The sequence below is a fragment of the Saccharothrix sp. CCNWYY140 genome (assembly GCF_037401995.1).
GTDB lineage: Bacteria > Actinomycetota > Actinomycetes > Mycobacteriales > Pseudonocardiaceae > Actinosynnema.
The window spans coordinates 136,591-148,404 of sequence record NZ_JBBEGC010000009.1; the positions used below are offsets into that span (position 1 = coordinate 136,591).

Annotated in this window: 11 protein-coding genes; 7 read left to right on the forward strand and 4 right to left on the reverse strand. The window is 70.8% G+C overall.

Features of this window, described 5'->3' with window-relative positions; all coding sequences use genetic code 11:
- Positions 1 to 5: 5 nt before the first annotated feature.
- From WBN91_RS08100 to mdlC, 4 genes are all read right to left on the reverse strand, one after another.
- Entirely contained in the window at positions 6 to 584 is a 579-nt protein-coding gene (locus WBN91_RS08100) for a TetR/AcrR family transcriptional regulator (RefSeq protein WP_337722647.1), read from the reverse strand.
- 129 nt (positions 585 to 713) lie between these two features.
- A complete protein-coding gene (locus WBN91_RS08105; RefSeq protein WP_443217676.1) occupies positions 714 to 1,931 on the reverse strand; it encodes an IS701 family transposase in 1,218 nt (405 codons plus the stop codon).
- A gap of 764 nt (positions 1,932 to 2,695) precedes the next feature.
- Positions 2,696 to 3,490 carry a helix-turn-helix transcriptional regulator gene (locus WBN91_RS08110; protein WP_337722649.1) on the reverse strand — a complete coding sequence of 265 codons (795 nt, stop codon included), beginning with the start codon at positions 3,488 to 3,490 and terminating at the stop codon, positions 2,696 to 2,698.
- A 241-nt stretch (positions 3,491 to 3,731) separates the two neighbouring features.
- Positions 3,732 to 5,384 (reverse strand): benzoylformate decarboxylase, encoded by a 1,653-nt coding sequence (gene mdlC, locus WBN91_RS08115; protein WP_337722650.1) that lies wholly within the window; start codon positions 5,382 to 5,384, stop codon positions 3,732 to 3,734.
- A gap of 256 nt (positions 5,385 to 5,640) precedes the next feature.
- Between mdlC and WBN91_RS08120 the strand changes: the two genes are divergently transcribed.
- The 7 genes from WBN91_RS08120 to WBN91_RS08150 all read left to right on the forward strand — a co-directional run bounded on the left by WBN91_RS08120 (position 5,641) and on the right by WBN91_RS08150 (position 11,601).
- The gene (locus WBN91_RS08120; protein ID WP_337722651.1) at positions 5,641 to 7,083 is read left to right on the forward strand and encodes an ankyrin repeat domain-containing protein; all 1,443 of its coding nucleotides are present in this window, start codon (positions 5,641 to 5,643) and stop codon (positions 7,081 to 7,083) included.
- A gap of 13 nt (positions 7,084 to 7,096) precedes the next feature.
- Entirely contained in the window at positions 7,097 to 7,405 is a 309-nt protein-coding gene (locus WBN91_RS08125; protein ID WP_121219005.1) for a muconolactone Delta-isomerase family protein, read from the forward strand.
- Positions 7,406 to 7,414: 9 nt separating this feature from the next.
- Complete coding sequence (locus WBN91_RS08130) at positions 7,415 to 8,110, forward strand: EthD domain-containing protein (RefSeq protein WP_337722653.1); 696 nt, start codon at positions 7,415 to 7,417, stop codon at positions 8,108 to 8,110.
- A gap of 99 nt (positions 8,111 to 8,209) precedes the next feature.
- Positions 8,210 to 8,635: a nuclear transport factor 2 family protein gene (locus WBN91_RS08135; RefSeq protein WP_337722654.1), complete on the forward strand. Its 426-nt coding sequence runs from the start codon at positions 8,210 to 8,212 to the stop codon at positions 8,633 to 8,635.
- Positions 8,636 to 8,652: 17 nt separating this feature from the next.
- Complete coding sequence (locus WBN91_RS08140; RefSeq protein WP_337722655.1) at positions 8,653 to 9,000, forward strand: bifunctional 3-phenylpropionate/cinnamic acid dioxygenase ferredoxin subunit; 348 nt, start codon at positions 8,653 to 8,655, stop codon at positions 8,998 to 9,000.
- Positions 8,997 to 10,205 (forward strand): NAD(P)/FAD-dependent oxidoreductase, encoded by a 1,209-nt coding sequence (locus WBN91_RS08145; RefSeq protein WP_337722656.1) that lies wholly within the window; start codon positions 8,997 to 8,999, stop codon positions 10,203 to 10,205. The genes WBN91_RS08140 and WBN91_RS08145 overlap by 4 nt, the downstream gene beginning before the upstream one ends.
- Positions 10,206 to 10,230: 25 nt before the next feature.
- Complete coding sequence (locus WBN91_RS08150; RefSeq protein ID WP_337722657.1) at positions 10,231 to 11,601, forward strand: FAD-binding oxidoreductase; 1,371 nt, start codon at positions 10,231 to 10,233, stop codon at positions 11,599 to 11,601.
- Positions 11,602 to 11,814 lie beyond the last annotated feature (213 nt).

Below are 11,814 nucleotides of genomic sequence, written 5' to 3' on the forward strand. Positions count from 1 at the left end.
CAGCGTCAGCCGGACAGCAGCCGCCCGACGAGCTCACGGGCTCGTCGGGCGGGCCCGTCCGCGCCCAGGGCCTGCACCGAGGCGTAGACACCCTCCATGACCAGCGAGAGTTCGTCGGCCAGTTCCTCGGGGTCGGCGATGTCGTGGTCGCGCGCGTACTCCCGGGCCAGTTCACCGAACTGCGCCCGCATCCACGTCTTCGTGGCCACCGCGTTGCGGTGCTGCGGCAGCTGCGGGTCGGGGAACTCGGCCAGCGTCATCAGGAACGGGCAGCCGCGCGAGCGCTCGGGCTGCACCTGGGCGATCAGCTCGTCGAACACCGCGAGGATCCGCTCGGCCACGTCGCGGTCGCTGTCCGCCGCGGAGGCCTGCTGGAACCAGGCGCGGTAGTCCCGGTCGGCGTGCTCGACGTAGGCGGCGACCAGGTCGTCCTTCGAGGCGAACAGCCGGTAGAGCGTGGTGGGCGCCACCTGCGCCTCCGCGGCGACCTTGTCCACCCCGACGGCGCGGATGCCGTGCCAGTAGAACAGGTCCCGGGTCACGGACAGGACGTGCTCACGGGTTTCCGCCGCCGATCGGCGCACGGCCACCACCCCACTTCTGCGCGGTACGGGACACTCCCTAACATAACACCGTTCGACCGCCGGTCCGGGAGCGGAACGTCGTTGGTCCACTCCCGCGCCGTGGCGCCGGGTCGGGGTGTGCCGCCCCGCTCAGGCGTAGGGGCGCAACAGCTCCTCGGCGAAGCCGTCCCTCTCCATCTCCTGGAGCATCCGGTAGCCGTGGGCCGCGGACACCAGGGTGACGTGGTGGTGCCAGCCCTGGAACGAGCGGCCCTCGAAGTGCCGCAGCCCGAACTCCTCGGCCAGCCGGGCGCACTGCGCGTCGGCCTGGCCCCGGGCCCTCAGCAGGCCCACCAGCTCACGGATGCCGGTCGCACCCAGGTTGGTCGTCCACACCGCGCGCGGGCGGTTGTGGCCCTCGGGCCACTCGGCCAGCACGTGCCGCGGCCTCATCAGCCGCGCCGGTCTGCCGTCGGCGGGCAGGTGCCGGGGCAGCGGCGCCACCACGAAGTCCGACGTGGTGATGCCGCCGGTGCGCTCGTCGCGCCAGGCCAGCGTGGTGCGACCGCGCTGGGCCGCCGCCGCGACGAGTTGGCCGACGGTGCGCGGCTGGCGCGCGGTGCCGACCACGTTGACCGAGGAGACCGGCATGGACGCCGACACCTCGGCGAGGTAGCTCATCCCCCGTTCCTCCAGGCCGCCCAGCAGCGGCACCATCGCCGGGTCGCCGCTGAGGTCGACCACGACGGGCATGGCGGGCAACCCCCAGCTGCCCGTCATCTCGTCGAAGGCGTCCAGCAGGTACTGCCAGGTCGCCTTGGACCGCTCGTCGTCGGGCACGCGGGTCTTGGCGCGCCGCTCGGTGTCCTCGTCCCAGGCCTTGGGCATCAGCAGCCGCCAGTCCACCGGGACCGCGCCCTGCTCACCGGCCAGGAACACCGCCAGCCCGCGCTGGCAGTTGAGCATCCGGCCCGCCGCCGGCGCGTACTGCCGCGCGACCCCCACGGAGTTGTCCCCGTTCTTCGGGAACACCACCTCGCGCACCACCCAGGCCGTCGGCCGCATCGCGCGGCCGATCCGCTCGGCCAGGCGCTGCCGCACCGGAGCCCACGCCCAGGGGCTCTGGTTGACGAACTGCTGCAAGGACTGGTCCGCGTCCCTGCCCACGATCTGCTCCGAGATCCGGCGGATCGACTTGCGGCCCGGCACCGCCAGCAGGCCCTTGACGTACACCTCGGCCCATCGACGCTGGTCGGACCTACCCAGGCTGGTGAAAAGCTCGTCACACAATTCGGACACATTGACTAAATCAGACGGATCGACTCCCGCCGACACCGACTCGAACCTGAGCACGGTCGTCCCCTCCATGCATTCGGATGGCCACCAGGCGTCCCCGTGGCGGCCCTGTCCCTCGTTCCTGCCACCGGGCAGCCGAACTGCCCGGTCCTGTGGGGAGATCCGCTCGACACACCGGGCGGCGCGAGCGCGCAGGGTAGGATGCCGTGCTCCGGTAGCCCCAGTGCCCACCGGAACACGGTCCCGCGCGCTCAAGCCTTCGGCCCGTGATCGCCCCAGTTCCCCCAGCGGTCGACCTCCCGGCCGACGCGGTCACGGTTCAGGCTCCCCCTCCGTGACGACCCAAGATTTTCAAGCGTTCAATACGAATGTCTAGACTTGACTTGTGCTGGTATTCCGGGTTCCACCGATCCGGTCCGTCCGGCGTGCCCGCGCTTACCCCGTTCAGCGTCACCGGTTGCGTCGAGCAGGGCATCCGGGCGGCGTAACAACGGGGAAACCGAAAGCCGCCCACGGGATCGGCTCCTAATTCGAAGAACTTTCAACGAGCCGGCGGATCGGCCCGTTGTGCGAATGTCCCGGCAACGGCGGGTGGATCGCGGGGTACCGCGCCCGCCGAGCGGAACATTTGTGTCCTTCGCCACGCTGTTGGCGCGGCGGCGGACGTCCTCCTCGGTCCGGCGACCCGTTCCACGGCGGGTCACCGCGACGTTATCCAGATTCTGTGTCGCAGCGGTAAAACCTTTCCCGGCCACCACCGCCCCGGTGATGCGGGTATCAGCTTTCCCAATGGCCCCGCCAACGTGCGCGGACTACGTCAAGTCGCCCGCCCGCCGTCAGGCCGCCACGTGCAGCACCACGACCGCTCCCGGGACCTCCGGCGACTCCAGCGGCACCAGCCGCAGCTCGCGCACCCCGTGCTCGGGGTGCCGGAACGCCCTGGTCCCGGACCTGCGCTCGCGGACGATCCGTTCATCCCACCACCGGTCGAATTCCGGGCTGAGCACCGACAACTCCCGGATCCGCCGGGCGAGCGCGACGTCCTCGGGCGCACGCGCCGCCTCGGTCCGCAACACGGCCACCGAGTCCCGGGCCTCCCCGGCCCAGTCCACGAGCCGCTCACGGGCCTGCGGGGACGTCAGCAGCCACCTCAGGTAATTGCGCTCCTCCGCCGGCAGGGCGCCCCAGTCGCCGTACCAGGATTCAGCAGCGCTATTCCACGCGAGGAGGTCGAAACAGCCGTCCACCGCGAACGCCGGATAAGGCGAGCACGCGCACGACCCGACCACCGCGCCGAGCAGCTCGGCCGCGGGCACCTGACCCGCGAACGGCAATGGCCGGGCCACGTGGCCATAGGCGAGCGTGTGCACATATCGGCGTTCGTCCTCGGTCAGGCACAGCGCCTTGGCCAACGAGTCCACGACCTCGGGCGACGGCCGGATGTCCCGGCCCTGTTCCAGGTAGGTGTACCAGGTCGGACTCAGCCCCGCGAGCACCGCGACCTCTTCCCGGCGCAGTCCGCGGGAACGCCGCCGCGGCCCGGTCGGAAATCCCACCGCCGCCGGTTCGAGCTTCTCCCGCCTACTTCGCAGGAAACGCCCCAACTCGCTACTCCGTTGTTTTGCGGCCACAACGCACCCTCCCCCGACGGGCTGTTCGCCCGCCCTCGCATGCTATCCCGCTCGGCACCCGGTCGGAGGGATTTCCGATTCGCATGGCGGCGACCAACCTCCACATTTGCATTTTCGATGGGACCGTCGAAACAGACGGCCGACATGAGTGGTGGCCGGGAGGACGAATCCTCCCGGCCACCACGACGAGCGCACACCGCTTCCTCCCGACGACCACCAGGCGGCTGCCGGGTGGCGTCGACTACAGCCGGAACAACCCGGGGTCGGAGACCACGACGTCGAGCAGGACCGGCCCGTCCGCCGACAGCGCCCGGCGCAGCGCCGACTGCAACTGCTCGGGCGTCTCGATCCGCTCGCCCGCCATGCCGAACCCGCGCGCCAGGCCCGCCATGTCCACGCCGCTGAGGTCCCAGCCCTCCTGCCACGCCTTCTGGCTGGTGTCGTCCAGGTAGTACTTCAGCGACAGGTAGCCGGAGTTGTTCGGGATCACGAACGTCACCGGCAGGTTGTACTTACCGGCGGTCCACAGCGCCTGGATGGTGTACTGCGCCGACCCCTCGCCGACCACGACCACGGTCCGCACGTCCGGCCGGGCCACCGCGTAGCCCACCGCGCCGGCGAACGGGAACCCGAGGGCGCCCGAGGCGGTGGCGTAGTAGCCGTTGTCCGGGCCCAGCGGGATCTGCTCGTGGAACGGGGCGCGGCCGATGGGCAGCTCCTCGAACACCTGGGCGTCCGAGGGCAGCTCCTGCGACAGCACGTGGAACAGGTAGGGCTCGCTGATCGGCGTGGAGGCCTCCGGGGTGGGGATCGGCTCGCGCAGCGCGGGCAGGGTCACCCGCTGGCGCTGGGGCAGCAGCGGCACGATCGAGCGGACGAACGCCGCCGGCGGGGCCACGTACGCCTCGCCCGCCATGCTCCAGGCCGCCGCCTCCGGGTCGTCGGTCACGTGCACGAACCGGGTGCCCTCGGGCAGCTTCGGCGCGTCGCTGCCGTCCAGCGGCGCTGCGGCCTGCGAGAACAGGTCGGCCGTGGTGAACAGCGTGAAGGTCGGGCTGCCCAGCACGATGACCACGTCGTGCTCGGCCAGCCGCGCGTTGATCAGCTCGGGCAGCGGCGCGAGGACGCCGCCGAACAGCGGGTGGTTCTCCGGGAACGCGCCGCGCGGCCACACCGGGCTGCCGTAGACGCGCGAGTTGAGCCGCTCCGCCATCTTGATCAGGTCGCGGCGCGCGCCGCCGATCTCGACGCCGGGGCCGGCCACGATCGCCGGGTTGGTGGCCGAGTTGAGCAGGTCGGCCACCTCGCCGAGCACCTGCGGGTCGGGCACGACGGCGGGCTGGACCTTGCGGATCTTGTAGGGGGTGGAGTTGGCGGGCCGGATCCAGTCGTCCTCGGGCACGCCGACGTACACCGGGCCCTGGGGCGCCTGCTTGGCGATGTGGTAGGCCTTCTCGATCAGCGCCGGCACGTCCTGCGGCCGGGCCGCCTCCGCCGCCCACTTGATGTAGGGCTGCGGGAGCTGGGTGGCGTTGGGCGCGTTGAGGAACGGCGCGCCCTGCTGGAGCTTGCGGGCCTGGAGACCGCCGATGATCACCATCGGGGTGTGGGCGCTCGCGGCGGTGTAGATCGAGCCCATCGCGTTGCCGGTGCCGGGGCCGCCGTTGATCACGACCAGGGACGGCTCGCCGGTGGCCTGGGCGTAGCCGTCGGCCATGCCGACCACCGCGGACTCCTGGAGCCCCATGATGAAGCGGAAGTCGTCCGGCCAGGTCTCGAACAGCTTCATCTCGGTGTGGCTGGGATTGCTGAACACGGTCGTCAGACCGAGCTGCCGGAATACTTCCAGCGTGTCCTCCCGGACGGTCCGGGAATTGGTGCCATCCGCGGTCACGGTCAACACACTCCTGTGGTGGTCTCGTCTTGTCTGGGTGGGCTGTGACCGCAACTCTCGCCACGCCCGCGGGCCTGCCACAAGGAAAGTCGTTGCGCGGGAAGGCACTTCGTGAGCTGTGCGGATGACCTCACGCAGTCCCCGCGCCGCCCCCGTGCGTCCTTGTCGCCACCGTCGGCCCGTGAACTACTGAATGCGCGCCCGACCTGAATTCCTTCGGCGGCGAAAGAAGAACCCCCAGCAGTGAGGATCTGCGATGAGCAGTGAGCGAACCCGCCGGGTGGTGGAGAAGTACTTCACCGACCTCGAGCGGGGCGACCTGGACTCGGCGCTGTCGGCGCTGTCCCACACCATCGACTTCGAGTTGCCGGTCGACCGGTGGAACGAGGTCATCCCCTACCTGGGCCGCCACGTCGGGCTGCCCGCGGTGCGCCGGGCGTTCAAGGTGCGCGGCGAGACCACCGAGGTGCTCGACTACGCGCTGCGCGACCTGCGCGCCGAGGGCGACACCGCCTACGCGGTCATCTACACCCGGGCCGCGCACACCCGCACCCGGCAGGAGTTCGAGATCGAGGACGTGCACAAGCTCGTCGTCGACGACAGCGGCCGGATCGTGTCGTGGAAGGTCTACTTCGACCCCAACGGCGAGGTGGCCGCGTTCAACGCCGACCGCGAGGAGCGGCTGATCGCCGCCTCCTGGGCCGGTGACCGGGAGACCGTGGCCGAGCTGCTGCGGTTCGGCGCGGACGTCAACCACCGCGATGTCCAGAGTGGACTGACTCCGCTGCTGATCGCGGCGGGCCGCGCGGACGCGGAGCTGACCCGGCTGCTCATCGCCGCCGGCGCGGACGTGTACGACGTGGACAGCGGTGGCGGCGCGACCGCGCTGCACAAGGCGTGCCAGGGCGGCGACCTGGCCGTCGTGGAGGCCCTGGTGGAGGCGGGCGCGTTCATCGACGCCGTCACGCCCAACACCGGCCACACCCCGCTGATGGACGCGGTGTGGTTCAAGAACCCGGAGATCGCCAAGTACCTGCTGGACCGGGGCGCGTCGCTGAACCTGGGCACGCACTACGGCTTCTCGCTCCAGCAGCACTTCGAGTACGAGCTCAACGTCAACACGATGGGCAAGGACAAGATCCTGCTTGCCCACCAGTACATCCAGGAGCGCCAGGCCTCCGACGAGCGTCGCGCCGCCGACCAGCTGCTGATGACCGCGGTGACCCAGGGCGACGTCGAGGGCGTGCGCAAGCTCATCGGCGACGGCGCGCCGGTGGACGAGAAGTTCCCGATCGTCAACGGCTTCAACGACGCCCACACCCCGTTGCTGGTGGCGTCGCGCGACGGGCACACCGAGATCGCGCGGCTGCTGCTGGAGGCGGGCGCGGACGTCAACGCGACCGAGCCGACCTTCGGCGCGGTGCCGCTGCACAAGGCGGTCTACAACGGGCACGTCGAGCTGACCCGCCTGATCGCGCAGTGGCCGGGCGTGGACCTGAACTTCCAGGGCGCCACCAACGGCTACACCCCGCTGCACGACGCCCTGTGGCACGGCTACGAGGAGTGCTCCCGGATCGTCATCGACGCCGGCGCGCGCCTGGACATCGTCGGCCACGACGGCAAGACCCCGCTGGACCTGGCGATCGACGAGTTCGGCGCCGACCACCCCCTCACCGAGCTGATCCGCGCGAAGTCCTAGGAGGAGAGCGCACATGCTGTTCTACGTCCAGATGAAGTGGAACCACGAGGGTCGCATCACGCTCGACGAGCTGTGGGAGATCGAGCAGGAGGAGGCCGAGCACGCCCAGGAGACGCTGGACTCGGGCTTCGCCGTGGGCCTGTGGAAGGTCGCCGCGCAGAAGCGCGTGATCGGCATCATCGACGCCCCCAACGCCGAGGAGCTGGACCGCACCGCGCTGGGCCGGCTGCCGATGCGGGAGTACCTGGAGTTCGAGGAGGTGTGGCCGCTGCGCGACTACATCGGCTTCGCCGAGGACGTCATCAAGCGCTACAAGGTCTGAGGGAGCGACATGATCCACCAGTTGATCTTCGCCGCGCCCAAGCCGGGCATGACGGTCGAGGAGTTCCAGGACTACTGGGTCAACGTGCACGCGGTCCAGTACGCCAGCAAGATCAAGCAGATCAAGAAGTACATGATCGACACCACGTTCGACTTCGAACTGGGCAACGGCGACCCCAAGTGGCAGGGCGTGGCCGAGATCTGGCTCAACCCCGAGGAGCAGATCGAGTCCTTGCAGAGCGAGGAGTTCCTCCAGGGCGCCCGGCTGGACGAGCCCAAGTGGGCCGCGTTCTGGCAGACCCTCGTGCTCGACACCAACGCGCACGAGCTGAAGTCCGGTCCCGCCCTGTACAAGGGGCAGAACTGGGTGAAGCTGATCATCCTGGTCAAGCGCAAGGAAGGCGTGTCGCTGGAGGACTTCCGGGCCTACAGCCTGCACCAGCACGGCGAGCTGGGCCTGAAGCTGCCCGGCCTGCGCCGCTACGTCCAGGGGCACACCGTGGACGGCTGGTACGGCATCGGCGAGCCCACGCTGGACGCGGCCTACCAGCTGTGGTTCGACGACGTGGAGGCCCTGCGCGACGCGCTGGAGTCCCCGGAGTACAAGCAGCTGACCGAGGACTACGAGGCCTTCGTCAACCCCCGCTACGTGCACCGCTTGGTCACGCGCGAGCACTGGATCATCGGGCCCGAAGCCAGGGCCTGAGCAAGCGACCTCGGCTCCCTGCCGGGGTGGATGGAATCGCGGCCCTGTGCTTTCGCGCGCACGGGGCCGCGTCCGTTGTGGACATCGAGTGGAGAGCCCATGCCCGACGAGTTGAGCCGCAACGTGCGGACGGTGCACACCTTCCTCCGACTGCTGGAGGAGATGGACATCGACGCCTGGATAGAGCTGTGGGCGGAGGGAGCCGACCACTACTACCCGTTCGGCACCAGGATGTTCCCCCACCACATCGTGGGCAAGACCGCCGTGTACTCGCGGTGGAAGGACACGCCGGGGCTGTTCGAGAGCTGGAGCTTCCCGATCACCGACACCTGGGAGGACGGCGACACCGTCGTCGCCCGGTTCGAGGGCAACTGCCTGCTCAAGGGCGGCAAGCGGTACCGCAACACCTACCTGTCGATCTTCAAGTTCACCGACGCCGGCCAGATCTACGAGTACCACGAGTTCTTCGACCCGATCATCGCGGCCGAGGACTTCGGCCTGGCCCGCATCGACTACCAGAGCTGAGCTTAAGGAGCACGAACGTGGTGGACCAACCACAGAGCACCGGGCGCCGGGTCCTGGTGTGCCGCGTCGCGGACCTGCCGCACGGCGAGTCCCTGCGCGTGCCGCGGGAGGAGACGGGCACGGGCGACGCGATCGCCCTGTTCAACGACGGCGGTCGCTTCCACGCGCTCAACGACACCTGCACGCACTCGCGGGCCTCGCTGTCCGAGGGGTGGGTGGAGGACGGCCTCGTGGAGTGCCCGCTGCACGGCGGCACGTTCGACCTGCGCACCGGCGCCGCCGTGGGTTCCCCCGCGACCGAAGACACCACGACGCACGACGTCGAGGTGCTGGAGGACGCGATCTACCTGATCCCACGCACGTGAGCGGGGCACCGGGCAGTGTCGTCGTGGTGGGCGCGGGCCTCGCCGGCGTGACGACCGCCGAGTACCTCCGCGCCCACGGCTACGACGGGCGCCTGACCCTGATCGGCGCCGAGGACGAGCCCCCGTACGACCGGCCGCCGCTGAGCAAGGACGTGCTGACCGGCAAGTCCGCGCTCGACGAGGTCCGGCTGCACCCCGAGGGCTGGTACGCCGACCGGCAGGTCGGCCTGCGGCTGGGCGTGGCGGCGCAGGAGATCCGGCCGGCCGAGCGCGCGGTGGTCCTGGCCGACGGCACGGTGGAGCGCGCCGACGCCGTGGTCCTGGCCACCGGCGGCACGGCGCGCCGGCTGAGCGTGCCGGGCGCCGAGCACCCGTCGTTGCTGACCCTGCGGACCGCGCGGGACGCGGTGCGCCTGCGGGAACGGCTGGTGCCGGGCACGCGGGTCGCGGTGGTCGGCGCGGGGCTGATCGGCGCGGAGGTGACCGCGTCGGCGGTGGCCCTGGGCTGCGAGGTCACGCTGCTGGACCCGGTCACGCCGCCGCTCGTCGGTGTCGTGGGCCCGGAGATCGCCCGGGTCCTGCACGCCCAGCACGAGCAGCACGGCGTGGACCTGCGGCGCGGGTCGGTCGGCCGGGTCGAGTCGACCGGCAGCGGCGTGCGGCTGCACATCGGCGACGGGGTCGTGGACTGCGACGTCGTCGTGGTGGGCATCGGCATCGAGCTGAACCTGGACCTGGCGCACTCGGCCGGGCTGGCCGTGGACGGCGGCGTGCTGGTCGACAACGCCGGGCGCACGTCCAACCCGGCGGTGTTCGCGGCCGGCGACGTGGCCCGCCGCGTGGGCGCGCCGCGCGAGGAGCACTGGGACGCGGCCCTGCGCGAGGGCGAGGCGGCGGCGGCCGGTGTGCTCGGGCAGCCCGCGCCCGCGGCGAAGGCGCCGTGGTTCTGGTCGGACCGCTACGACACGCACCTGGAGGGCGTCGGCTCGTTCACCACGGCCGACCGCACCGTCGTGCGGGGCGAGTTGACCGCCGACTTCACCGCGATCGCCCTGCGCGGCGGCGGCCTGGTGGGCGCGGTCGCGGTGAACCGCCCGCAGGAGATCAAGGCGCTGCGGCGGCTGCTGGACCGCAACGTCCCCGTCGACGCCGCGATGCTCGCCGACGAGTCGGTAGACCTGCGCCGCCTGGCGCGGGGTGTCTGAGAACAGGAAAGGTGGGACTACACGCATGACGATGACGACTTCGCTGTCCGCGCGGACCGCGGCGGCGTTGAGCGAACTGCGCGCGGCGCTGATCGGCGACGTGCTGGTCGCCTCGGACCCGAACTTCGACACCGTCCGCCGGGTCTGGAACGGCGCGGCGGACTTCACCCCGGCGATGATCGCCCGCTGCGCCACCGAACAGGACGTGGCCCTGGCCGTCCGCATCGCCCGCGAACACGGCCTGCCCATCTCGGTGCGCGGCGGCGGCCACGACTGGGCAGGCCGCGCCGTGCGCGACGGCGGCGTGGTGGTCGACCTGCGGTTCCTGCGGGCCGTCACGGTCGACCCGTACGCCCTGTCCATCGACGCCCAGGGCGGCACCACCGCCGGCATCGTGGGCGCGGCAGCGGACCGCTACGGCCTGGCCGCCGTCACCGGCACGGTCAAGGCGGTCGGCATCACCGGCCTGACCCTGGGCGGCGGCTACGGCCTCCTCCTCGGCAAGCACGGAATGGCCGCGGACAACCTCCTGTCGGCCAGGGTCGTGCTGGCAGACGGCAGCCAGGTCACCACAAGCGCCACGGAAAACCCGGAACTGTTCTGGGCCCTGCGCGGCGGCGGCGGCAACTTCGGCGTGGTCACCCGCGCCACCTACCGCCTGCACCCACTGCGCAGCGTCCTGTCCGGCATGGTCCTGTTCGGCTTGGACCAGGGCACCCAGGTCCTCAAGGGCTACCGCGAGCTGATCGCCGCCGCCCCCGACGACCTGAGCGTGATGACCGGCTTCTTCGCCGGCCCCGACGGCAAGGCCCTGCTCTACCTGCTCCCGATGTGGAGCGGCGGCTCAGGCCGTGCACAGGCTCACGCGGAACGCATCGCCGCACTGGGCAAGCCCATCTCGGCCCAACTAGGCACCATGACCCCGTTCGAGGCGCTGGGCCTGCTCGACGCGGTGGTAGTGGACGGCCGCCACACCCTCGCCGCCAACCGCCAGGTGACGGAGGTGACCGACGAGGTGGCCGAGGCCTTGGTAGCGGCGGCGTCCCGCATCACGTCCCCGTACTCGGGCGTCTTCGTCCACCACTTCCACGGCGCGGCTTCCCGAGTCCCCACCACGGCAACAGCCTTCGGCCTCCGCCAGGACCACAACCTGATCGAGATCGTCGGCACGTGGGACGCAGACGCGGACGCCACCCCCCACCGAGCGTGGACGTGGGAACTGGACCGGACGTTGGCCCCGCTGTCCCTCCCGGGCGGCTACCCCAACCTCCTGGGCCCACAGGAGACCGACCGAGTACGGGCAGCGTTGGGCCCCAACGCTTCCCGTTTGCTAGCGGTCAAACGACAGTACGACCCGGAGAACATCTTCAGCGCAGTGCCGACCCTGCCGTCCTGAGCAGCCGGGGAAACACCAAGGGGGTCGGGAGCACACGCTCCCGACCCCTTTCGCACCAACACCCCCACACCCACCCACCGCGCGCAGCGCGTGCTCTTCGGCGCGCAGCGCCGGTTCTTCGGCGAAGCCGGCGAGCGGGCAGTCCGCCGGGGAGGACACAACTCAACTTGGGCTTCTTGCTTGTGTCATCCCCGTATGGCCTGCCCGAAGGGC